Here is a 23,548-nt window from a genome sequence, read left to right on the forward strand (position 1 = left end):
CGGGCCGTTCCCCGGTCGTTCCCGGCCGTCCTCAGCCGGCCGGCGGGACCGGGAAGGTGCCGAGCAGCAGGCCGGTGAAGCGCCGGGTCCACTCGGGGGTGATCGGCTCGCCGCTGACCAGCACCCGGTGCTCGACCGTCCCGGCGATGGTGTCGAAGATGATGTCGACCTCCTCGCGGGCGGTCGCCTCGTCGCCGTCCGGGGCCAGCTCGCCGCGCGCCTGGGCGGCCGCGCGGCCCTGCCGGACCAGCCGCTTCTGCGGGTCGACGATCGCCTCCCGGATCCGCCGGCGCAGCTGCCGGTCGCGGGTGCCCTCGGCGAACAGGGCGAGCAGCGCCGCCTGGCTCTCCGGCCGGGCCAGCAGCCCGGCGAACTGGGCCACCACCGCCTCGATGTCGGCCTGCAGGCTGCCCAGGTCGGGCATCACCAGCTCGTCGAAGAGGCTGGCGACCGCGTCCACCACCAGTTCGTTCTTGGACGGCCAGCGGCGGTAGAGGGTGGTCTTGGCGACGCCGGCGCGGGTGGCCACGTGACCCATCGTGAGCCCGCCCCAGCCGAGTTCGGCGAGGGCGGCGCGGGTGGCGTCCAGGATGGCGCGGTCGGCGGCGGCACTGCGCGGGCGGCCCTTGGTCCGGGGGGCGGTTTCCGGGCTCTCCGGGGCGGGTGGCTGGGGGGCCGGCACCGGGCCTCCTTGCGATTTACCGGTAAGTAACTTGGGTGGGGCTGGTAACGGTAGCGACTGTTGCGTGTCCAGGTCAGCCGGGCCGTGCGGGAAAGTGGTCCACCTCACGTCCGGCGGGGGCCGGCAGGGGTTGCGGTGGGTGCCCGGGGTCCAGTTACGCTACGACTCGTAGCGAAAGCGACGACCAGGCGCCGCGTCCCCGTGGGACGGGAGCGGTGCGGGCGCGGATGGGGATCCGCGCCGAACGGTTCAGGTTATCGGGGAGCGGCTCCGCCACTCCGGGAATCGGTACCGCGCAGCCCGCGCGGGGCGTTTTCCGGGAGGTTGGTGCCCACCAGCGGCGCGCGCGGGGGAGGATGGTGCCATGCAGCCACGGAATTCTCGTCTCAACAGTGCCGCCCTGCGTGGTGCGGTCGACCTCGCCGCGGTGAAGGCAGCCGGCGAGGCTGCCCAGAAGGCCGAGCAGGCCAGGGCCGAGCGGGCCCGCCAGGCGGCGGCCGGCGAGGCCGGGGACGCCCCGGCCGGATACCCGCTCGTCATCGACGTCACCGAGGACACCTTCGAGGTGGAGGTGGTCCAGCGGTCCGCCGAGGTGCCGGTGGTCGTCGACTTCTGGGCCGAGTGGTGCGGGCCCTGCAAGCAGCTCAGCCCGATCCTGGAACGCCTGGCCGAGGAGTACGCCGGCCGGATCGTGCTCGCCAAGATCGACGTCGACGCCAACCAGCTGATCGCCCAGCAGTTCGGCATCCAGGGCATCCCGGCCGTGATGGCCGTGGTGGCCGGCCAGCTGGTCCCGCTGTTCCAGGGCGCCGAGAACGAGGCCAACGTCCGCAAGGTGCTGGACCAGCTGATCCTGGTCGCCGAGCAGCGCTTCGGCATCGTCGGCACCGGCGGCGCGCCCGTCGAGGGCGGCGCGGAGGCCCCCGCCCCGCGCCGGCCGGAGGACCCGGCGCTGGCCGCGGCCCACGACGCGCTCGACCGGGGGGACCTGGGCGGGGCGGTCCGCGCCTACCAGAACGTGCTGGCCGACCAGCCGGGCAACACCGAGGCCAAGGTCGGTCTCGCCCAGGCCCAGCTGCTCCAGCGGGTCGAGGGCCTGGACCCGCAGGCCGTCCGGTCGGCCGCCGCGGCCGACCCGAAGGACGTCGAGGCCCAGCTGCGGGCGGCCGACCTGGACCTGGTCGGCGGCCATGTCGAGGACGCCTTCGGCCGGCTGGTGGCGACGGTCGGCAAGACCTTCGGCGAGGACCGGGACACCGCCCGGCTCCGGCTGCTGGACCTGTTCGAGGTGATCGGTCCGGAGGACCCGAGGGTCACCGCGGCGCGCCAGGCGCTGGCCCGGGTGCTGTTCTGAAGTCCCGCCGGTGACACGGCTGATGACCTGCGGTGCCGCTGGTGATTTGGCGACAATCCGGTCATCGGCTCTGAGGTTTACCAAATCTTGACAACACCCGTGGACGGTCACGACATGTGACCGTCCACGGGTGTTTCACTGATGTTTCCGAGGGATTTCGCCCGCACCAATCCTTCATTTCGTCACTCTGCGTGCCCGTGGCGCCGATTTCATGATCATTTGCGCCCGTGTGGGATTACCCGTCAGTAATGCGACCTCTTGTGCTTCGTCCGGGATTCGAGCAGCATCGGCACGCCCGGTCCCCACACTTCGACCCCCGCCGGCAGCCGGCCGGCGGATCCGGAGGAGGGGATCCCCACCGGGCGGCCGGCGGTCCTGCCGCCGGCGAGAGGGCAGGGGGGTGTCCGCTCCCACGGCGGTTCCTGTCCTTCGCACGGCCGCGCTGCCCGCGCGGTCACTGGTTGTCGCTCGGGGGGACCGTCCGTGTCGTCACGGCGCTCTCCGCTACCGAGGACGTAGCTCTCTCCCATCCCAGGCCCCCATCGGTGCGCATCGCGCCACCGGGGGGCCGGAGATGTACGTCCCAGAAGGAGGACACGCATGTCCAAGACCTACGGCAAGACCCGCTGGAAGCGCTTCGCCCTGGTGATGGTGCCGAGCCTCGCGGCCACCGCCGCCGTCGGCGTCGGCCTGGCGAACAGCGCGCTGGCCGCCTCGTTCAGCATCTCGGGCCAGCAGTTCAAGGTCTCCGCCAAGGAGCTGCACGGCACCAACTTCGCGCAGTTCGGCTCGATCGACGTCCAGACCGACAAGACGACCCACCCGGTCGCGGTCTCGGCCTTCGACACCGCCCGGATCAAGGGCCTGTGCCAGTCGCTGGTCACCGACCCCAACGTGATCCCGCTGCCCTTCAAGCTCCCGAAGGTCACCCTGCGCCTGGAGGCCGGTGACAGCGACCAGAAGGACCGTCAGGTCGACGCCGCCAACCTGCTGATCGACCTCGACTCCCTGGAGGCCGACGCCGAGTTCGGCAACATCAACATCGGCCAGGACGCCTCCACCCTCAAGGGCGAGGCCACCAAGAACTGGAAGTCCGCGCTCGGCTCCGGCCTGCCCAGCGGCAAGACCGGCTTCGCGCAGGCCGCCGACACCGCCGACCTGACCGGTGTGAAGCAGACCGCGTGGGCCACCTCGGCGGGCACCTTCAAGCTCCGCGGCCTGAAGCTCAACCTCTACACCGACGACAGCCACGAGTGCTTCTGAGCCGGCTCCTCGGTTGACCGGCTGACCGCCTGACGGCGGGTCGGGGGCCGGGGACGGCGGCCGCGGGCCGCCGTCCCCGGGTTCCCCCTTTCTGTTCCACCTCGTCACACCATCGAGGAGCTGCTCCGTGTCCAGCACCCTTGCCGAGCCGCGGCCCGTCGAACGCGAGAACCCCCTGAGGTGGGCGCGCCGGGTGTTCCGTGACTTCCGCCGCTCCCGGCCGTTCTGGGGCGGGCTGCTGGCCGTCCTCGCCGGCGTCCCGATCATGTACTTCCCGTACGCCAACCTGTCGTTGAACGGCATGACGCTCGCCATGGCCACCACGGCCGGGGCGGGCTCGCTGATCATCGGGGTGCTGCTGGTCGTGCTCGGGCTGACCGGGTGGTTCCAGCCGGTCGTCCGGGTCTTCGCGGGCATCGCCACCACGCTGCTCACCCTGGTCTCCATCCCGGTCTCCAACCTGGGCGGCTTCGGGCTGTCGATCCTGCCGGGCCTGATCGGCGGCGGTCTGATGATCGCCTGGGCGCCGCTGCCGGAGGCCGACCCGGCCGAGGCCGAGGCGCCCGCCGCCGACGCGACCGTCCTCGCGGCGACCGCCGTCGGGGAGCCGGCCGCGGCGGCCGTCGCGGACCACTCCGCCGCCGGGGAGCCCGCCGCCGAGCAGCCCCCGGCCGCCGCCGGGGGGAGCGTCCCGGCGCAGCAGGCCGGCGAGCCGAAGGAGATCCGGTGAGCGGGCCGCGCGAGGAGCTTCCGCAGGCCCCGGCGCAGCGCTCGCCCCGGCACGCGGCGCCCCGCACACCGGTGCGGGTCCGGCTGCGCGGCCGGGCGCTGGCGATGGCCGCGGTGCCGACCGCGCTGCTGATGGCCGCCGCCTACACGCCGAACCCGGCGATCGCCGAGTCCACCGCCGGCAAGCCGTGCGCCACCGCCCCGGACACCGTGCCGCAGGCCCCCGCGGCGGCCGAGACGCCGGTGCCGAAGAGCGAGCTGCCGCCGCCGGTCCCCGGGCCGTCGGGCCCGCTGCCGGGCGCCCCGGCCACCGGGGCGCCCGTACCGGCCGGCGAGCCGGCCGCCACCCCGGCGGCCGCACGCGCGGCCGCCGGCGGCGGGGTCGTCCGGGCCGGTCTCATCGACGACCTCGTCGGCGGCATCACCCATCTGGTCACCCCGGGCGGCACGGCGAGCCCCACCGCCACCGCGGGCCCGTCCGCCGGGGCGCGCGCCGCGGCCCCGGCCCCGACCGCGGAACCCCCGGCCCCGACGGTCACGCCGACGGCCCCGACCGCCGAGCCGACGGGCGCGCCGGCCGGCACCGCCGCACCCACGCCCTCCGGCACCCCGGGGACGGCCGCCCCGGCCGCCCCGGCCGTGACGGCCACCCCGGGCGCCCCGACGGCCCCGGCGGACCCGAAGCCCTCCGGCACCCCGTCCACGTCGGCGAAGCCGTCCGCCGCCGCGCGGCCGACCGCGTCCGGCAGCCCCTCGGCCACCGCGTCGAAGGACCCGAACTGCCTGGTCGACACCGAGGCGCTCGCCCCGAACGGCAAGCCGGCCGACAATCCGATCCTGGTCCCGGACCAGAACTGGACCCTGCAGACCACCCGGCTCGCCCTGAACCACGCCGTCCTGCTCGGCGTGGTCGACGTCCGGACGCCGACCGGCACCAAGCGGGTGCTGAAGTTCGAGGTGGAGAGCGTCGACATCGAGAACCTGCACATGTCGACGCTGCAGGGCAACGGCAGGACCTTCCACGTGAAGGGCGCGCCCGGCTCGGTCTCGACCATGCGCAAGGGCCCGGTCACCATGTACGTGGAGCGGCTCTCCGGCCACCTGGCCAAGGTGCTGGGCCTGCCGGTCCCGATCGACCTGGGCGAGCTCACCCTCACCCCGGACGGCCCGCTGCCGCAGTGGCTGTACGACCTGATCGGCCAGCTCCAGGTGCCGCTGTGGATCGAGCTGACCGGGGTGACCGCGATCCAGTCGGGCCAGTTCGGCGGCACCCTGAAGATCCCCGGCATGCGGCTCTACAACGACGACCTGCCCTACCCCGGGAACGCCTGAGCCGGGCCCCGGACGCCCGTGGGGCGGCCCCTCCCGACCGGAGGGACCGCCCCACGGGCGTGTTCCGCGCGGCCTCAGGCCGTGCGGGTGCCCAGGTGGTGCACCTGGACCATGTTGGTGTTGCCGGGGATGCCGGGCGGCGAGCCGGCGGTGACGATCACGGTGTCGCCCTCGCCCAGCTCGCTGATGCGCAGCAGCTCGCGGTCGACCTGCGCGACCATCTCGTCGGTCGTCTCCACCTGCTCGGTCACATGGGCCTCGACGCCCCAGCTCAGCGAGAGCTGGTTGCGGGTGGCGTGGTCCGGGGTGAAGGCGATCACCGGGATCGGCGAGCGGTAGCGGGAGAGCCGGCGCGCGGTGTCACCGGACTTGGTGAACGCGACCAGCGCCTTGCCGTTCAGGAAGTCGCCCAGCTCGCACGCGGCGCGGGCGATGGAGCCGCCCTGGGTGCGCGGCTTGCGGCCCGGGTTGAGCGGCTGGAGGCCCTGGGAGAGCAGCTCCTCCTCGGCCTTCTCGCAGATCCGGCTCATGGTGCGGACGGTCTCGACCGGGTACTTGCCGACGCTGGACTCGGCGGACAGCATGACCGCGTCGGTGCCGTCCAGGATGGCGTTGGCGACGTCGGAGACCTCGGCGCGGGTCGGGCGCGAGGCGTGGATCATCGACTCCATCATCTGGGTGGCGACGATGACCGGCTTGGCGTTCCGGCGGGCCAGGGTGATCAGCTGCTTCTGGACCAGCGGCACCCGCTCCAGCGGGTACTCGACGGCCAGGTCGCCGCGGGCCACCATGATCGCGTCGAAGGCGAGGACGATCTCCTCCATCGCCTCGACGGCCTGCGGCTTCTCGATCTTGGCGATGACCGGCACCCGGATGCCGACCTCGTCCATGACCTCGTGCACGTCCTTGATGTCCGCGGCGTTGCGGACGAAGGACAGGGCCACCATGTCGACGCCCAGGCGCAGGGCGAAGCGCAGGTCGTCCTTGTCCTTCTCGGACAGGGCGGGCACGTTGACGGCCGCGCCGGGGAGGTTGATGCCCTTGTTGTTCGAGAGCACGCCGCCCTCGACGACCACGGTCCTCACCCGCGGGCCGTCGACGCTGACGACCTCCAGGGCGATGACGCCGTCGTTGATCAGGACCGGGTCACCGGGCTTGACGTCGCCCGGCAGGCCCTTGTAGGTGGTTCCGCAGATGTGCTGGTCACCGGGGACGTCCTCGGTGGTGATGGTGAACTCGTCGCCGTTGTCGACGGTCACCGGACCGTTGGCGAAGGTCGCCAGACGGATCTTGGGGCCCTGGAGGTCGGCCAGAACGCCGATGGTCCTGCCGGTGTCCTCCGAGACCTGGCGGACCTTGCGGTACCGCTCCTCGTGGTCCGCGTGGGTGCCGTGGCTCATGTTCAGTCGGGCGACGTTCATGCCCGCCTCGACGATGGCCTTGAGCTGTTCGTAGGAGTCCGTCGCGGGACCCAGGGTGCAGACAATTTTCGCTCGGCGCATATCGATCAGTCTATCCGTTCGTGTTATTGGTGCATTCGGCGCGAATGGAGAGGAATCGCCGGCCGGGAGTCCGCGGACCGAGACGACGGGGGGTCAGTTTCCGGACAGCTGGTGCACCAGGGCGAAGGCCTGCCGGGCGATCTCCAGCTCCTCGTCGGTGGGGACGACGGCGACCGCGACCCGCGCACGGCCCCCCGAGGGGAGCAGGGCGGGGGAGATGATCCTCGGCTCGCGCGAGCGTACCGAGTTGAGCTCCGGGTCGACGGCGATGCCGAGCTCCTCCAGCCCGGCCGTGGCGGCGGCCCGCACCGGCGCCGCGTTCTCCCCGACGCCCGCGGTGAAGGCGATCGCGTCCACCCGGCCGAGCACCGCGTAGTACCCGCCGATGTACTTGCGCACCCGGTGGACGTACGTCTCGAAGGCCAGCTCCGCGTCCGCGTCGCCGTCCTCGGCGCGGCGCATGATCTCGCGCATGTCGTTGTCGCCGCACAGGCCCAGCAGACCGCTGCGGCGGTTCAGCAGGTCGTCGATGCCGTCGATCGACAGCCCGCCGACCCGGTGGAGGTGGAACACCACGCCCGCGTCGATGTCACCCGAACGAGTGCCCATCACCAGGCCCTCCAGGGGGGTCAGGCCCATCGAGGTGTCCACGCAGCGACCGCCGCTCACCGCCGAGGCGGAGGCGCCGTTGCCCAGGTGCAGCACGATCACGTTGACCTCGGCCGGGTCCTTGCCGAGCAGCCGGGCGGTGGCCCGCGAGACGTACTGGTGCGAGGTGCCGTGGAAGCCGTAGCGGCGCACCCGGTGCTCGTCGGCCACCGCCTTGTCGATCGCGTACCGGGCCGCGTACTCGGGCATCGAGGCGTGGAAGGCGGTGTCGAAGACGGCCACCTGCGGAAGGTCCGGCCGCAGCGCCCGGGCCACCTCGATGCCGGTGATGTTGGCCGGATTGTGCAGCGGCGCCACCGGGATCAGCCGGCGGATCTCCTTGAGCACGTCGTCGGTGATCACGGTCGGCTCGGTGAAGCGCAGCCCGCCGTGCACCACCCGGTGGCCGATCGCGGCCAGCTGGGGCGAGTCCAGGCCCAGCCCGTCGGCGGCCAGCTCCTCGGCGACCGCCTTGAGCGCCGCGCCGTGGTCGGGGAAGGCCTGGGCGGTCTCCCGCTCCGCGCCGCCGCGCGGGGCGTGCAGCAGACGGCCGCCCGCCTCGCCGATCCGCTCGACCAGCCCGGAGGCGAGCCGGTCGCCGTCCAGCATGTCGATCAGCTGGTACTTCACCGACGAGGAGCCGGCGTTCAGCACCAGGACCCGCGTGCCCGCACTCATACCGTGCCCCCTTCACCGCGCGGCCGGGACCCGCGGTCCTGCGACTGGATGGCGGTGATCGCCACCGTGTTGACGATGTCCTGCACCAGCGCGCCGCGCGACAGGTCGTTGACCGGCTTGCGCAGCCCCTGGAGCACCGGGCCGACGGCGACCGCCCCGGCCGAGCGCTGGACCGCCTTGTAGGTGTTGTTGCCGGTGTTGAGGTCCGGGAAGATCAGCACGCTCGCCCGGCCGGCCACCGGCGAGCCGGGCAGCTTGGTCGCCGCGACGTGCGCGTCCACCGCGGCGTCGTACTGGATCGGCCCCTCGACCAGGATGTCCGGGCGCAGCTCGCGCACCAGCTCGGTGGCCTTGCGGACCTTGTCGACGTCCGCGCCGGAGCCGGAGGTGCCGGTCGAGTAGGAGAGCATCGCGACCCGCGGCTCGACGCCGAACTGGGCGGCGGTGGCGGCCGACTGGATGGCGATGTCGGCGAGCTGCTGGGCGTCCGGGTCCGGGTTGACCGCGCAGTCGCCGTAGACCAGCACCTTGTCCGCCAGGCACATGAAGAAGACGCTGGAGACGATGGCCGCGCCCGGCGAGGTCTTGATCACCTCGAAGGCGGGCCGGATGGTGGCGGCGGTGGAGTGCACCGCGCCGGAGACCATGCCGTCGGCGATGCCCTCCTGGACCATCAGGGTGCCGAAGTAGGAGACGTCGGTGACCACGTCCAGGGCCAGCTCGACGGTCATGCCCTTGTGCGCCCGCAGCCTGGCGTACAGCTCGGCGAACTGGCGGCGCAGCGGGCTGGTCGCCGGGTCGACGATCCGCACCCGGGCGCGGTCGCCGGCCGGGGCCTCGGCCGGCAGGTCGATCCCGAGGGCCGCGGCCTTGCGGCGCACGGCGTCGGCCTCGCCGAGCAGGGTGAGGTCGCAGATGTTGCGGCGCAGCAGGATCTCGGCGGCGCGCAGCACCCGCTCCTCGGTGCCCTCCGGCAGCACCACGTGCCGGCGGTCCGCCCTGGCCCGCTCCAGCAGCTCGTGCTCGAACATCATCGGGGTCACCCGCTCGGACCGGCCGGTGTCGATCAGCTTGGTCAACTCGTCGGTGTCCACGTGCAGTTCGAACAGGCCGAGGGCGATCTCGGCCTTCCGGGGGCTGGCCGCCGAGAGCCTGCCCTCCAGGTGGGTCAGCGCGGCGGCGGTGAGCCAGCTGCCCTCCGGGACGACCGCGACCGGGGTGCCGGGGGCGAGCCGGGCGGCCAGCGCCATCACGTTCGGGCCGGGGTGCTGGCCGAGGGTGAGCAGCACCCCGGCGATCGGCGGGGCGCCGGCGGCGTGCGCGGCCAGCGAGCCGATCACCAGGTCGGCGCGGTCCCCGGGGGTGACCACCAGGGCGCCCTCGGTCAGCGCGTCCAGGAAGGTCGGCAGCATCGCGCCGCCGAAGACGAAGCCCCGGACGTCCCGGGCCAGGCCGGCCGCGTCGCCGATCAGCACCTCGGCGCCGGTCGCGTCGACCAGCTGGGCGACGGTCGGCGCGGCCAGCGCCGGCTCCTCGGGGATCACGTAGGCGGGGATCGGCAGCTTCTCGGTGAGCTTGCGCTGGACCGGCTGCTTGGCGGCCGGGGCGACCCGGTTGGCGATCATCGCCAGGGTCTCGCAGCCGAGGTCGGTGTAGGCGCGGTGGGCGTTGCGCACCTCGGCGACGACCGTGTCGGCGTCCTCGCCGTGCCCGCCGACCACCGGCAGCACGGCGGCGCCGAACTCGTTGGCCAGCCGGGCGTTGAAGGCCAGCTCGTCGGGGATGTTGGTGTCGGCGAAGTCGGTGCCCAGCACCAGGACCGCCTGGCAGCGCCGCTCCAGCGCGTGGAACCGGTCCACCAGCACCGAGACCAGCTCGTCCTGCCCCTGCGCGGCCTGCAGCGCGGCGGCCTCCTCGTAGGTGAGGCCGTAGAGCTCGGCGGCCGGCAGGTCCAGCCGGTACCGGGCGCGCAGCAGCTCGACCACGTGGTCCGAGCCCGCCTCCCCCGGCGACGGGGCGTGCACCAGGGGGCGGAACACCCCGACCCGGTCCACCCGGCGGGTGAGCAGCTCCATGACCCCGAGCTCCACCGCCTGGCGGCCGTCCCCGCGGTCGATCCCGGTCACGTACACGCTGCGCGCCACGCGGCTCTCTCCGTCCCGTCGTCTCAGGAAGTGGTCATATCGACCATACCTTCGCACCGTGAACACCCCTCGGCGAGCAGAACGGCCCGGTGGGGGGCAAGGGGCCGAAGGTCCCCGGGACGCGGCTCACGGGGAGCGGTCGGGGCCGGTGAGCCGGACGGTCACCGCGGCCGGCTGCTCGGTGAGGAAGACCTGGGTGATCCGCTTGTCCAGCAGCCAGCCGTGCCGGTGGACCAGGCTGCCGCCCGGGCCCGGCGCCCAGCCGTCGGCGGCCATCCGGACGCGCAGCCGGCGGGCCGCCTCGGCGCCGGGCAGGCCCTCGGTGCTCACCACCACGAGGTCGCGGCGGCAGGCGTGCAGACCGCAGCTGCGGTCCGGGCCGGTGTCGTGCTCGACGGCGAGGCCGGGCGGCAGCGACAGCTCGGAGCGGTCCGGGGAGAAGGGTTCGTGGACGGCGAGCTGGTAGAGCAGTCCGATGACCAGCCCGACCAGGGAGTGGGCGGCGATCACGATGGTGGCCCCGGCGGCCGGCTGGCCGGACCCCCGGGCGGGCCGCCGGCCGCACCGCCGCCGCTCGGCCAGGGTACCGAGCAGGACCACCAGCCCGGCGGCGAGCGGGTAGCCGGACTGGGACTCCGCGACGGCCCGGCTGTGGAACCACGCGCGTTCCAGCCCGACCGGGACCAGCGCCAGGGCGACCAGGACGACGGCGACCGCCGCCCCGACCGTCCGGGTGCGGGCCAGCGCGGCCCAACAGGCCAGTGGCAGCAGGACGTAGCCCCAGCCCAGCACCAAACCCACAGAAGGCCCCCCGCCCGCTGTCGACGTCTCAGGCGGGGAGCCTAGAACGTCACGCCGGACGGAGCCAGAGGGTCGCGAGCGGCGGGAGAACCAGTTCGGCACTGCGGGGCTGGCCGTTCCAGGGAGTCGATTCGGCCTTCACCGGACGGGAGTTGACCGTTCCGCTGCCGCCGTACTCGATGGCGTCGGTGTTGAGGGCCTCCTCCCAGAGCTGGTCGCGGCCGTCCAGTTCGGGCAGGCCCACCCGGTGGGCATGGCGGACGACGGGGGAGAAGTTGCAGACGGCGACCAGCGGGGTGCCGTCGGCGGCGTGGCGGACGAAGGAGAGCAGGTTGTCCTCGGCGGCGCCGCCGTCCAGCCAGCGGAAGCCGTCCGGGGTGGTGTCCTGCTCCCAGAGCGCCGGGGTGGCGAGGTAGCACCGGTTGAGGTCGCCGACCAGCCGGCGCACGCCCCGGTGCTCGCGGTGGGCCGGCCACTGCTCGTCGAGCACCCACCACTGCGGGCCCTGTTCGTGGTGCCACTCCGCGCCCTGGGCGAACTCCTGCCCCATGAAGAGCAGTTGCTTGCCCGGGTGGGCCCACATGAAGCCCAGGTAGGCGCGGTGGTTGGCGCGCTGCTGCCACCAGTCGCCGGGCATCTTGGCGACCAGCGCCTGCTTGCCGTGCACCACCTCGTCGTGCGAGATCGGCAGGATGTAGTTCTCCGAGTAGGCGTACACCATCGAGAAGGTGATCTCGTTGTGGTGGTACTTGCGGTGCACCGGGTCCTTGCTCATGTAGACCAGGGAGTCGTGCATCCAGCCCATGTTCCACTTGAGGCCGAAGCCGAGGCCGCCCTGGTCGGTGGGCCGGGTGACGCCGTCCCAGGCGGTGGATTCCTCGGCGACGGTGATCACGCCGGGGCAGCGCCGGTAGACGGTGGCGTTCATCTCCTGTAGGAAGGCGGCCGCGTCGAGGTTCTCCCGCCCGCCGTACCGGTTGGGGGTCCAGCCGCCGCTGTCGCGCGAGTAGTCGAGGTAGAGCATCGAGGCGACGGCGTCCACCCGCAGGCCGTCGACGTGGAACTCCTCGCACCAGTAGACCGCGTTGGCGACCAGGAAGTTGCGCACCTCGACCCGGCCGTAGTCGAACTCCAGGGTGCCCCAGTCCGGGTGCTCGGCGCGCTGCGGGTCGGCCGGCTCGTACAGCGGCTCGCCGTCGAAGCGGGCGAGCGCGAAGTCGTCCTTGGGGAAGTGCGCGGGCACCCAGTCGACGATGACGCCGATGCCGTGCTGGTGCAGGGTGTCGACCAGGAAGCGGAAGTCGTCCGGGCCGCCGAGCCGGGCGGTGGGGGCGTAGTAGCCGGACACCTGGTAGCCCCAGGAGCCGCCGAACGGGTGCTCCATGACCGGCATGAACTCCACGTGGGTGAAGTTCAGCTCCTTCAGGTACCGCGGGAGCTCGGCGGCGATCGCGCGGTAGGTGGTGAGGTCGGGGCGCCAGGACGGCAGGTGCAGCTCGTACACCGACATCGGGGCGCGGTGGTGCGCGGTGCGCGCCCGGCGGGCCATCCACTCGCCGTCCTGCCAGCGGTGGGTGGAGGCGGTGACGACCGAGGCGGTGCCGGGGGGGACCTGCGCGGCGCGGGCGAGCGGGTCGGCCTTGTCCAGCACCCAGCCCTGCCGGGTGTGGATCTCGTACTTGTACTGCGCGCCCTCGCCGAGGTCCGGGACGAACAGCTCCCAGACCCCGGAGGAGCCGAGCGAGCGCATCGGGTGCCCGGTGCCGTCCCAGTGGTTGAAGTCGCCGATCAGCCGGACGCCGACGGCGTTCGGTGCCCAGACGGCGAACGCCGTGCCGGGCACGCCGTCCACGGTGCGCAGGTGCGAGCCGAGGGCCCGCCAGAGCTGCTCGTGCCGGCCCTCGGAGATGAGGTGCAGGTCGAGTTCGCCGAGGGTGGGCGGGATGCGGTAGCCGTCGTGCTGGCGGATCGGTTCGCCGCCGGGGTAGCTGACCAGCAGCCGGTAGTCGGGCGCCTGCGGCGCGGCGAGCAGGCCGGTGAACAGGCCGCCCTGCTGGTGGGTGAGTTCGACCGGCCCCTGCCCGGTCTCCACCACCACCCGCTCGGCGAACGGGCGCAGCACCCGGATCGCGGTGCCGCCGTGCACCGGGTGGGCGCCGAGCAGGGAGTGCGGGTCGTGGTGCTGGCCGTGCACCAGCCGGTCCACCTCGCCGGGCGGCAGCGGTGCCTCGGGCAGCCGCAGCGCCCCGGCGGGGACCGGGCCGGGCGCGGCGGCGGGAAGCGGGCCGGGGTCGGCGGGCCCGTCCGGGTCGGGCGCGGCGGGCACCGGCTCGGCCCGCCGGACGGTCGCGGGCTCACGCGGCGGGGAGTCCAGGCCGGCCAGGAAGGTGGCCGGCACGGAGCGGGTGGTGCGGCCTGGCGGGTCGAGCGGCGTCACGTGGGGGACCTCTCTGGAGCGGGGCGGCGGAACGGGGGACGTCAGACGGTGAGCGCCAGCCGGTTGATCGCGGCCAGCGGGATCGGCAGCCAGCTCGGCCGGTGCCGGGCCTCGTACACCACCTCGTACACCGCCTTGTCGATCTCCAGCGCGCGCATCAGCTCCGGAGAGGCGGCCGGGTCGGTGCCGCCGCCCGCTGTGTAGCCGGCGCAGAAGGCGGTGCGGTTGCGCTGCGCCCAGGCGGCGGCCAGGTGCGCCAGCTCCGGGTCGGGCGGCCCGCCGGCCAGCAGGTGGGCGGCGGCGTAGTCGAAGGAGCGGAGCATCGCGGCGACGTCCCGCAGCGCGGTCTGCGGTTCGCGCCGTTCGGCGACCGACTTGGCGGGCTCGCCCTCGAAGTCCAGCAGCACCCAGCCGTGCGGGGTGCGCATCGCCTGGCCGAGGTGCAGGTCGCCGTGGATCCGCTGGACCGGCAGGCCGTCCGGGTGGGCGTCGGCCATCTGCCGGAAGGCCGAGCGCAGCGCGCCCCGGTAGCGCATCAGCCCGGGGACGGCGGCGACCGCGCTGTCCAGCCGGTCGGCCATCGCGGCGGCCAGCTCCCGGGTCTGGGTGCGGTCCAGCCGGGCGACCGGCATCGAGCGGGCGAGCACCCGGTGCACCTCGGCGGTGGCCCGGCCGAGCCGGTGCGCCTCGATCGCGAAGTTGCCCGGCGACGGGTCTCCCTTCAGCCGGCCGACCTGGTCGAGGGCGAGCTCCCAGCCGTCCTCGGCCTCGGGGAGGTAGCGCTGGAGCAGCCCGAGGGTGGCCGGCTCGGCGCGCTCCAGACGGCTCTCGAACCAGGCGGCGACCCGGGGGATGCGGGTCGAGCCGGCCCGGGAGAGCGCGAGCGACAGTTCGAGGTCGGGGTTGGTGCCGGGGTGGACGCGGCGGAACAGCTTCAGGATGTACGAGGTGCCGTAGATGACCGAGCTGTTGGACTGCTCGGCGGTGGAGGCGCGGCCGGGCAGGTTGGTGGGGAGCCCGGAGCCGGGGGTGCGGCGGAAGGACAGCGAGCCGAACCGGTCGCCGGTGGCCAGGTGCTCCAGCAGCCGCCCGGTGAGTTCCGGGTCGTGCACCGCGTCGTAGAGCGCCGCCCCGTCGTACGGGCCCTGGGTGAGCCGGCCGAGGACGGCGGCCGGCTCGATGCCGGCCGGGCCCTGCGAGCGGATGCCGAGCAGCAGTTGGTACAGGTCGCCGTGCGGCGCGCCGGCGGTGGCGGCGTGCTCGACCCGGAGCAGCAGGTGCAGCAGGGCGGGGTCGCCGACCTGCAGGGGGGTGCCGACCAGCGGGGTGAGGCCGGTGATCGGCCGGCCCTTCCCGGCGTACCAGCGCTGGGTGGGGAGCCACTCGGCGATCAGCGGCAGCGCCGCCTGGACGAGTTCGCTGACCCCCAGGGCGGTCCTCCGGACCCCGGCGCCCCGCGCGACGGCCGCCGCGGCGGGGCCGGCGGGGGCGTCATGGTGCAGGGGGGCTTGCGAACGGGAGGTTTCGGACATGACTCCCTTTCCCCGGAGGAGCTGGGCGGACCGCCCGACGGGTCTGGCCGGGTCCGTCAGTCTTCCGGATTGCGGCGGCGCGGCGGCGGCGGCACGCGAGCGGTGGGCCCGGGTGTCACGCCTTCGTGTGGGTGGCCGTTGGGCTGTTCTCCGTACGCGGTGGTGCAGAGACGACCGGGGGCGCGGGGTGCGAATTCGCGCCCCCGGAGGCTTCGGTGGGGTCTGCGACGGGTGCCGGATCGTTACTTCGACCGCCTGGTTCCGCTCAGCCTGGAGGGCCTGCGGAGCTGGAACCAGTAGAAGCCGTGGCCGGCGAGGGTGAGCAGGTACGGCCACTCACCGATCGAGGGGAAGCGCACCCCGCCGATCAGCTCGACCGGATACCGCCCGCCGTACTGCCTCAGGTCCAGTTCGGTCGGCTGCGCGAAGCGGGAGAAGTTGTTCACGCACATGACCAGGTCCCCTTCGTGCTCGCGCACGAAGGCCAGCACCGCGGGGTTGCTGGAGGGCAGTTCGGTGTAGCTGCCGAGGCCGAACGCCGGGTTGAGCTTGCGGATCTCGATCATGCGACGCGTCCAGTGCAGCAGCGAACTCGAACTGCTCTGCTGCGCCTCGACGTTGGTCACCTGATAGCCGTACACCGGATCCATGATGGGCGGCAGACTGAGCCTGCCCGGGTCGGCGGAGGAGAAACCCGCGTTGCGGTCCGGGGTCCACTGCATCGGGGTCCGGACGCCGTCGCGGTCGCCCAGCCAGATGTTGTCCCCCATGCCGATCTCGTCCCCGTAGTAGAGCACGGGCGAGCCGGGCAGGGAGAGCAGCAGGGCGGTGAAGAGCTCGATCTGGTTGCGGTCGTTCTCCAGCAGCGGGGCGAGCCGCCGGCGGATGCCCACGTTGGCGCGCATCCGCGGGTCCTTGGCGTACTCGGCGTACATGTAGTCGCGCTCCTCGTCGGTGACCATCTCCAGGGTCAGCTCGTCGTGGTTGCGCAGGAAGATGCCCCACTGGCAGCCGTGCGGGATGTTGGGCGTCTTGGCGAGGATCTCCGAGACGGGGTAGCGGGACTCCCGGCGGACCGCCATGAAGATCCGCGGCATCACCGGGAAGTGGAACGCCATGTGGCACTCGTCGCCGCCGGAGGCGAAGTCGCCGAAGTAGTCGACGACGTCCTCCGGCCACTGGTTGGCCTCGGCGAGCAGCACGGTGTCCGGGTAGTTGGCGTCGATCTCCTTGCGGACCCGCTGGAGGAACTCGTGGGTCTCCGGGAGGTTCTCGCAGTTGGTGCCCTCCCGGGCGAAGAGGTACGGCACCGCGTCCAGCCGGAACCCGTCGATGCCGAGGTCCAGCCAGAAGCGCAGGCCCGCGATCATCTCGTCCTGGACCCGCGGGTTGTCGTAGTTGAGGTCCGGCTGGTGGGAGAAGAACCGGTGCCAGAAGTACTGCTTGCGCACCGGGTCGTACGTCCAGTTGGAGGTCTCGGTGTCGACGAAGATGATCCGGGCGTCGGGGTACTGCTTGTCGTCGTCGGCCCACATGTAGAAGTCGCCGTACGGGCCGTCCGGATCCTCCCGGGAGGCCTGGAACCACGGGTGCTGGTCGCTGGTGTGGTTCATGACGAAGTCGATGATCACCCGCATGCCGCGGGCGTGCGCGGCGTCCACGAACTCCATGAAGTCGGCGAGGTCGCCGAACTCCGGCAGCACGGCCTTGTAGTCGGAGACGTCGTACCCGCCGTCGCGCAGGGGCGAGGCGAAGAACGGCGGCAGCCAGAGGCAGTCGACGCCGAGCCACTGCAGGTAGTCGAGTTTGGCCGTGAGCCCCTTGAGGTCCCCGACCCCGTCGCCGTTGCTGTCCTGGAAGGACCGCACCAGCACCTCGTAGAAGACCGCACGCTTGAACCACTCCGGGTCCAAGTTCTTCTCGGAGGTCTCGGGGAAGGTGTCGGGGACGGGCTCGTTCACTGTCACGCTGGGTTCCTCCGAACCGTGAGGAGGTGGGCCGGCTCGGCTGAGGGGTCGAGCCGGACGTAGTTGTGCCGGCCCCACGTGTAGGCGGCACCGGTGAGCTCGTCGTGGACCGCGAAGGGCCCGTCCCCGTCCAGGGTGACGGTGGCCTCCTGGGCGTGATGGGGATCCAGGTTGACCACGGTGATGAGGTGGTCGGTGAGGCCGTCGGGAGTCAGGGCGGTCTTGGAGTAGGCGAGCACCTGGTCGTTGTCGGTGGGGTGGAAGCGCAGCGAACGCAACTGCTGGAGGGCCGGGTGACGGCGGCGCAGCCGGTTCAGGACGGTGAGCAGCGGGGCGAGGGTGTCGGTGCGGCTCCAGTCCCGGGGGCGCAGTTCGTACTTCTCCGAGTGCAGGTACTCCTCGGATCCGGGGTGGGCCGGCTCGTTCTCGTAGAGCTCGAAGCCGGCGTACACGCCGTAGCTGGGGGAGAGGGTGGCGGCCAGCACGGCGCGGATCGCGAAGGCGGCCCGGCCGCCGTGCTGGAGGAAGGCGGGGAGGATGTCCGGGGTGTTGGCGAAGAAGTTGGGCCGCATGTGGGCGGCGGCCTCGCCGGTCAGCTCGGTGAGGTACTCGGTGAGTTCCGCCTTGCTGTTGCGCCAGGTGAAGTACGTGTACGACTGGTGGAAACCGATCTTCCCCAGGGTGTGCATCATCGCGGGGCGGGTGAAGGCCTCGGCGAGGAAGAGGACGTCCGGGTCGGTGCGGGCGATGTCGGCGAGCACCCGCTCCCAGAAGACCACCGGTTTGGTGTGCGGGTTGTCGACCCGGAAGATCCGTACGCCGTGCGCCATCCAGAACCGGAGGACCCGGATCGTCTCCTTGACGATTCCGTCCATGTCCTGGTCGAAGTTGATCGGATAAATATCCTGATATTTTTTCGGCGGATTTTCGGCGTACGCGATGGTGCCGTCCGCGCGGTGGCTGAACCATTCCGGGTGCTTGTTCACCCACGGGTGGTCCGGTGAGCACTGGAGCGCGAAGTCCAGCGCCACCTCCAGGTGCAGTGCGCCGGCCTCGGCCACGAAGTGGTCGAAGTCCTCGATGGTGCCGAGGTCCGGGTGGACGGCGTCGTGGCCCCCCTCCGGGGAGCCGATCGCCCAGGGCGAGCCGACGTCGTGCGGACCGGCCGTCAGGGTGTTGTCCGGGCCCTTGCGGAAGGCTCGCCCGATCGGGTGGACCGGCGGCAGGTAGACCACGTCGAAGCCCATAGCGGCGATCGCCGGCAGCCGCTCGGCGGCGGTCCGCAGGGTGCCCGAGCGGGGCGGCTCCACCCCGGCCGGGTCGACCACCGCACCCTCCGAACGGGGGAAGAACTCGTACCAGGAGCCGAACAGTGCCCGCTGCCGGTCCACCTGGAGCGGCGCCGGCCGGGAGGCGCTCACCAGTTCGCGCAGCGGGAAGCGGCCGAGCAGTTCCAGCACCTCCGGGGCGAGCGCGGCGGCCAGCCGGGACAGCGGCGGCAGGCCCGGGTCGCGCAGCGCCTCGGCGGCGGCCAGCACCACCGCCCGGCCGTCCTTCTTGGGCACCCCGGCGGCGGCGCGCTCCAGCAGCTGGGCGCCCTCCTCCAGGACGAGCGCGGTGTCGATCCCGGCCGGCAGCTTGACCGCGGCGGCCCTGCGCCAGGTGGCCACCGGGTCGGACCACGCCTCCACCAGGTACGACCAGCGGCCCGGGGCGGTCGGGGTGACGTACGCGCCCCACCGGTCGGTGCCCTCGGCCAGCTCGCGCATCGGGGTGAAGGGACCGCTGCGTCCGCGCGGGTCGCGCAGCACGACATTGGCGTTCACCGCGTCGTGGCCCTCGCGGAACACGGTCGCGCTGACCAGGAAGGTCTCGCCCACCACGGCCTTGGCCGGGCGGCGGCCGGCGTCTACGAGGGGGCTGACGTCCAGGACGGGGATGCGGCCGATCACGGTGTCGCTCTCTGTCGTCGGGCGGGCGGTCTTGCGGGGAGCGGCGGGCTTGGCGCGGGCGCGCCCGGCCGCGGGCCGTGCCGCGGAGGGGTCGGCGGCGTTCGCGCTGCGGCGGGTGGTGGTGCGCTTGCGCGGGGCCTCGGCCGGGTCCGGCCCCGGTGCGGTCCGGCTCTCGTCGGCCCCGGGTCGCCGGGCCGGTTCGTCCGGTCGCTCCGTACGGATAGCCCCGGCACCCCGGGGCCCCGGCATCGCCGCGTCTGTCCGAGTGTCAGAATCCATCCGTCCGGCGGATTCCGCGACCGCTGCGTCGAGGGTGTCGGCCACCGGTGTGGACTGGTCCCGCGTGTCGCCGTGCATGCCAAACTCCTGCCCGAGATCGGCGGCAGCTCCCGCGGGCCGGCACGGCCAGGGGAGTACCGGGGGGACTGCTGGGTGGGGAGGACGTGCGACCGGAAGCCTGCCCGCGCCGCCGTTCCGGGCAACCTGCCCCGCTCCCGCTCGGCCCGTGACGGAGAGCCCGAGAGCCCGCGCGCGTTCCGGCGCACGCCTCCGCGGGGGCGCCTCCGGACGACCCGGCCCACCCGTGAACGAGCAGGGCCGGGGCGAGGACACGCGGCGACCCTCGATGGGCGCCGAATGGACCAATCAGGATGAGGAACGGTCAATGCGAAAAGGTTTCGGACGTGCTGCTTCGCGGGGGAACGCCACCCGTCTCCGCACACCCCGCAGCATCGACGACCGTGCTTCATCCTCGCACCGGTGACCCCGATTCCGCAGCGGTACGGCAGGAGTTCCAGAGACGATCGGGTGCGGGTCCGCCGACGGAAATGGAGCGGTTCCGCGGTGTTCACGCATTGGTGGCGCGGCCCTGCGGGACGTGCGCCTCGCGCGCCCCCCGTGCAGACCAATGCGCCGAATGCGATCTCATCAATAGGCCGAACGGATGCCGAATAGCCCAACTGACGCACCATCATGCCATCCGCCGCGGCTACGCTTCACGCCGTGAAGGCAATCCGCAGATTCACCGTCCGCACCGTCCTGCCCGAACAACTCCAGCCGTTGCACGAGCTGGCCCTCAACCTGCGCTGGTCCTGGCACCCCGAGACCCGGGACCTCTTCCGGTCCGTGGACCCGGACGTCTGGGCCGCGACGGGCGAGGACCCGGTGCGGCTGCTCGGGGAGGTCCCCGCCGCCCGGCTCGCCGCGCTCGCCGCCGACCGCCGCTTCCTGCGCCGGCTCGGCGACCTCGCCGACGACCTGCGGGACTACCTGACCGGCCCGCGCTGGTACCAGAGCGCCGGGCAGCAGGCCGCCGCCCCGCTGCCCGCCGCCATCGCCTACTTCTCGCCCGAGTACGGCATCGCCGCCGCGCTGCCCCAGTACTCCGGGGGCCTCGGCATCCTGGCCGGCGACCACCTCAAGGCCGCCAGCGACCTCGGCGTCCCGGTGATCGGCGTCGGCCTCTTCTACCGGCACGGCTACTTCCGGCAGTCCCTCGACCGGGACGGCTGGCAGCAGGAGCGCTACCCCCTGCTGGACCCGGACGAGCTCGCCGTCACCCTGCTCCGTGAGGGTGACGGCACCCCCAGCCGGGTCGACCTCGCCCTGCCCGGCGGACGCACCCTCGCCGCGCACATCTGGAAGGCCCAGGTCGGGCGCGTCCCGCTGCTGCTGCTCGACTCCGGCATCGAGGCCAACTCGCCGGCCGAGCGCGACGTCACCGACCGCCTCTACGGCGGCGGCAGCGAGCACCGGCTGCTCCAGGAGATGCTGCTCGGCATCGGCGGCGTCCGGGCGGTGCGCGCCTACCAGCGGCTCACCGGCCACCCCGCCCCCGAGGTCTTCCACACCAACGAGGGCCACGCCGGCTTCCTCGGCGTCGAGCGGATCCGCGAACTGGTCGCGGACACCGGCCTCGACTTCCCCGCCGCCCTGGAGGCGGTCCGGGCCGGCACCCTGTTCACCACCCACACGCCCGTCCCGGCCGGCATCGACCGGTTCGACCGGGAGCTGGTCGCCCGGCACTTCGGCGGCGACACCGCGCTGCCCGGCGTCCCGGTCGACCAGGTGCTCGCGCTCGGCGCCGAGACCTGGCGCGGCGGCGACCCCAAGCTGTTCAACATGGCCGCCATGGGCCTGCGGCTCGCCCAGCGCGCCAACGGCGTCTCCACCCTGCACGGCGAGGTCAGCCGCTCGATGTTCAACGGCCTCTGGCCGGGCTTCGACGCCGCGGACGTCCCGATCACCTCGGTCACCAACGGCGTGCACGCCGCCACCTGGATCGACCCGGCCGTGGTGCGGCTCGGCGCCGCCGAGCTCGGCGCCGACCGCGCCGAGGAGGCCATGACCACCGGCGAGACCCAGCGCTGGACGGGGCTGGAGCGGATCGGCAACAGCGAGGTCTGGGACCTGCGCCGCACCCTGCGCTCCCAGCTGGTCGACGAGGTCCGCGACCGGCTGCGCGCCTCCTGGCGCCAGCGCGGGGCCGGCGAGGCCGAACTCGGCTGGGTCTCCTCGGTGCTCGACCCGGACGTGCTCACCATCGGCTTCGCCCGCCGGGTGCCGTCCTACAAACGGCTCACCCTGATGCTCCGCGACCAGCAGCGGCTGCGCGCCCTGCTGCTGCACCCGACCCGGCCGGTGCAGATCGTGGTCGCCGGCAAGGCCCACCCGGCCGACGACGGCGGCAAGCGGCTGATCCAGCAGATGGTCGCCTTCGCCGACGACCCGGCCGTCCGGCACCGGATCGTCTTCCTGCCGGACTACGACATGGCGATGGCCCAGCACCTCTACCCGGGCTGCGACGTCTGGCTGAACAACCCGCTGCGCCCGCTGGAGGCCTGCGGCACCTCCGGCATGAAGGCCGCCCTGAACGGCTGCCTGAACCTGTCGGTGCTGGACGGCTGGTGGGACGAGTGGTTCGACGGCCAGAACGGCTGGGCGATCCCCACCGCCGACACCGGCGAGGGCGTGCTCGACCCGGACAGCCGGGAGGCCGAGCGGCGCGACGACATCGAGGCCGCCGCGCTCTACGACCTGATCGAGGACCAGGTGGCCACCCGGTTCTACGACCGGGGCTCGGACGGCCTGCCCCACCGGTGGATCGCGATGGTCCGGCACACCCTGGTCACTCTCGGGCCCAAGGTGCTGGCCGGGCGGATGGTCCGCGAGTACGTCGAACGGCTCTACGCCCCGGCCGCGCTGGCCCAGCGCGAGCTGGCGGGGACGGGCGCGTTCCGGGCCGCCCACGAGCTGGCCGAGTGGAAGGCCCGGGTGCGCGAGGCCTGGCCGGTCGTCCGGGTGGAGCACGTCGAGGCGGACTGCCCCGACGAGGCGCAGGAGCTGGGCAGCGCGCTGGCGCTGCGGGTGCAGGTGGCCCTCGGCCCCCTGGAGCCGGCCGACGTCGAGGTGCAGGTGGTCTCCGGCCGGGTCGACGAGTCCGACCGGATCTCCGACGCCCGGGTGCTCGCGCTCAAGCCGGTCGGCGGGCCCGACCTCGACGGGCGGACCAGGTACGAGGGCTCCCTGGAGCTCTGCCGCACCGGGCCGTTCGGCTACACCGTCCGGGTGCTGCCGGCCCATCCCCGGCTGGCCTCGCCCGCCGAACTGGGCCTGGTGGCGCTGCCGCCCGAGGCGGCGGGGATGGATGCCGGACTGCTGCGCTGAACGCCGTGCGGGAGGGGCGCCGGCGCAGGCTGGCCGCCCCTCCCGAGCCCGCTCAGCGGACGGCGGCCACCAGGGCGTCGGTGACCGAGCGCCAGGCCACCCCGGCCTCGGCGAAGCCGGCCTCCCGCAGCCGCTCGAGGTGCCAGCCGGCCGGGTGCGACTCGCCGTCGCCGTGCGAGCCGTACAGCCGGTTGCGCACGGCCACCTGCTCGGCGAGCAGCGGGTCGGCCGCGGCGGCGAGCCACCAGCTCTCCCAGTCCAGGACGCCCTCGGCCTTCTCGCGCTCCTGCCGGCCGTGCCGCAGGGCCCGTTCGGCGGCGTTGAGCAGCGGGACGGCCGGGTCGGGCATGTGGTCGGCGTTGAGGAACACCCCGCCGGGGCGGACCAGGCCGGCCAGGTCGCCGAAGAGCCGGACCAGGGCGGTGCCGGGCAGCCAGTGCAGCGCCGTGGCGGTCACCACCGCGTCGAACGGGCCGGCCGGCAGGGCGTCGGCCCAGCGCGGGTCCTTCAGGTCGGCGGTGACCAGGGTGAACCGCTCGTCGTCGCCGAGGACGCCGCGGGCGATGGTCATCAGTGCCGGGTCCTGGTCCACGCCGACACTGGTGGCGCCGGGCAGCCGGGCGAGCAGGCGTTCGGTGATGCTGCCGGTGCCGCAGGCGAGGTCGAGGACGCGCGGGGCGGGACCGGTCACCGCCTCGACGACGTCGAGCATCACCCGGAACCGCTCCTCGCGGTCGGGCAGGTACCACTCCTGCTGGCGGTCCCAGCTGCGCTGCCACTGCTCCCAGTGGTGTCGGTCGACCATGGTCGCTCCTCTCGTGGGCCGGGGGGCGGTCCGCCCCGGGAACGACCCTAGGCCCT

At 73.3% G+C, this 23,548-nt stretch carries 15 protein-coding genes; 5 read left to right on the top strand and 10 right to left on the bottom strand.

Annotation, left to right across the window (positions count from 1 at the left end):
• Positions 1-31: 31 nt before the first annotated feature.
• Complete coding sequence (locus ACF1AK_RS22230; protein ID WP_391500536.1) at positions 32-682, bottom strand: TetR/AcrR family transcriptional regulator; 651 nt, start codon at positions 680-682, stop codon at positions 32-34.
• Between the two features lie 364 nt (positions 683-1,046).
• Between ACF1AK_RS22230 and ACF1AK_RS22235 the strand changes: the two genes are divergently transcribed.
• The 4 genes from ACF1AK_RS22235 to ACF1AK_RS22250 all read left to right on the top strand — a co-directional run bounded on the left by ACF1AK_RS22235 (position 1,047) and on the right by ACF1AK_RS22250 (position 5,360).
• The gene (locus ACF1AK_RS22235) at positions 1,047-2,036 is read left to right on the top strand and encodes a tetratricopeptide repeat protein (RefSeq protein WP_391500537.1); all 990 of its coding nucleotides are present in this window, start codon (positions 1,047-1,049) and stop codon (positions 2,034-2,036) included.
• 600 nt (positions 2,037-2,636) lie between these two features.
• Positions 2,637-3,299, top strand: coding sequence for a DUF6230 family protein (locus ACF1AK_RS22240; RefSeq protein ID WP_391500538.1), 663 nt, complete (start codon positions 2,637-2,639; stop codon positions 3,297-3,299).
• 127 nt (positions 3,300-3,426) lie between these two features.
• Positions 3,427-4,029: a DUF6114 domain-containing protein gene (locus ACF1AK_RS22245; protein WP_391500539.1), complete on the top strand. Its 603-nt coding sequence runs from the start codon at positions 3,427-3,429 to the stop codon at positions 4,027-4,029.
• A complete protein-coding gene (locus tag ACF1AK_RS22250) occupies positions 4,026-5,360 on the top strand; it encodes a hypothetical protein (RefSeq protein ID WP_391500540.1) in 1,335 nt (444 codons plus the stop codon). The genes ACF1AK_RS22245 and ACF1AK_RS22250 overlap by 4 nt, the downstream gene beginning before the upstream one ends.
• 74 nt (positions 5,361-5,434) lie before the next feature.
• Here the strand turns inward: ACF1AK_RS22250 and pyk are convergent, their stop codons facing one another.
• The 8 genes from pyk to ACF1AK_RS22290 all read right to left on the bottom strand — a co-directional run bounded on the left by pyk (position 5,435) and on the right by ACF1AK_RS22290 (position 19,021).
• The gene (pyk, locus tag ACF1AK_RS22255; protein ID WP_391500541.1) at positions 5,435-6,862 is read right to left on the bottom strand and encodes a pyruvate kinase; all 1,428 of its coding nucleotides are present in this window, start codon (positions 6,860-6,862) and stop codon (positions 5,435-5,437) included.
• A gap of 93 nt (positions 6,863-6,955) precedes the next feature.
• Positions 6,956-8,188, bottom strand: coding sequence for an acetate kinase (locus ACF1AK_RS22260; protein WP_391500542.1), 1,233 nt, complete (start codon positions 8,186-8,188; stop codon positions 6,956-6,958).
• A complete protein-coding gene (gene pta, locus ACF1AK_RS22265) occupies positions 8,185-10,332 on the bottom strand; it encodes a phosphate acetyltransferase (protein WP_391500543.1) in 2,148 nt (715 codons plus the stop codon). The genes ACF1AK_RS22260 and pta overlap by 4 nt, the downstream gene beginning before the upstream one ends.
• Positions 10,333-10,458: 126 nt before the next feature.
• The gene (locus ACF1AK_RS22270) at positions 10,459-11,133 is read right to left on the bottom strand and encodes a hypothetical protein (RefSeq protein WP_391500544.1); all 675 of its coding nucleotides are present in this window, start codon (positions 11,131-11,133) and stop codon (positions 10,459-10,461) included.
• A 49-nt stretch (positions 11,134-11,182) separates the two neighbouring features.
• On the bottom strand, positions 11,183-13,570 hold the full coding sequence (gene glgB, locus ACF1AK_RS22275; RefSeq protein ID WP_391500545.1) for a 1,4-alpha-glucan branching protein GlgB: 2,388 nt from the start codon (positions 13,568-13,570) through the stop codon (positions 11,183-11,185).
• Between the two features lie 41 nt (positions 13,571-13,611).
• Positions 13,612-15,102 (bottom strand): phosphotransferase, encoded by a 1,491-nt coding sequence (locus ACF1AK_RS22280; protein ID WP_391500546.1) that lies wholly within the window; start codon positions 15,100-15,102, stop codon positions 13,612-13,614.
• A 242-nt stretch (positions 15,103-15,344) separates the two neighbouring features.
• The gene (treS, locus tag ACF1AK_RS22285) at positions 15,345-17,069 is read right to left on the bottom strand and encodes a maltose alpha-D-glucosyltransferase (protein WP_391500547.1); all 1,725 of its coding nucleotides are present in this window, start codon (positions 17,067-17,069) and stop codon (positions 15,345-15,347) included.
• Positions 17,066-19,021 carry an alpha-1,4-glucan--maltose-1-phosphate maltosyltransferase gene (locus ACF1AK_RS22290; RefSeq protein WP_391500598.1) on the bottom strand — a complete coding sequence of 652 codons (1,956 nt, stop codon included), beginning with the start codon at positions 19,019-19,021 and terminating at the stop codon, positions 17,066-17,068. Before ACF1AK_RS22290 ends, treS begins: the two co-directional genes overlap by 4 nt.
• 1,002 nt (positions 19,022-20,023) lie before the next feature.
• Between ACF1AK_RS22290 and glgP the strand changes: the two genes are divergently transcribed.
• On the top strand, positions 20,024-22,687 hold the full coding sequence (gene glgP / locus ACF1AK_RS22295) for an alpha-glucan family phosphorylase (protein ID WP_391500548.1): 2,664 nt from the start codon (positions 20,024-20,026) through the stop codon (positions 22,685-22,687).
• Positions 22,688-22,739: 52 nt separating this feature from the next.
• On the opposite strand, the gene ACF1AK_RS22300 is transcribed toward glgP, so the two are convergent.
• The gene (locus ACF1AK_RS22300; RefSeq protein WP_391500549.1) at positions 22,740-23,492 is read right to left on the bottom strand and encodes a class I SAM-dependent methyltransferase; all 753 of its coding nucleotides are present in this window, start codon (positions 23,490-23,492) and stop codon (positions 22,740-22,742) included.
• Positions 23,493-23,548 lie beyond the last annotated feature (56 nt).

Source organism: Kitasatospora sp. NPDC015120, assembly GCF_043080305.1.
Taxonomy (GTDB): Bacteria; Actinomycetota; Actinomycetes; order Streptomycetales; family Streptomycetaceae; genus Kitasatospora.

Coding starts and splice junctions, on each gene's coding strand:
- ACF1AK_RS22235 (WP_391500537.1), top strand. CDS start 1,047: ATGCAGCCACGGAATTCTCGTCTCAACAGTGCCGCCCTGCGTGGTGCG.
- ACF1AK_RS22240 (WP_391500538.1), top strand. CDS start 2,637: ATGTCCAAGACCTACGGCAAGACCCGCTGGAAGCGCTTCGCCCTGGTG.
- pyk (WP_391500541.1), bottom strand. CDS start 6,862: ATGCGCCGAGCGAAAATTGTCTGCACCCTGGGTCCCGCGACGGACTCC.
- ACF1AK_RS22260 (WP_391500542.1), bottom strand. CDS start 8,188: ATGAGTGCGGGCACGCGGGTCCTGGTGCTGAACGCCGGCTCCTCGTCG.
- ACF1AK_RS22280 (WP_391500546.1), bottom strand. CDS start 15,102: ATGTCCGAAACCTCCCGTTCGCAAGCCCCCCTGCACCATGACGCCCCC.
- ACF1AK_RS22300 (WP_391500549.1), bottom strand. CDS start 23,492: ATGGTCGACCGACACCACTGGGAGCAGTGGCAGCGCAGCTGGGACCGC.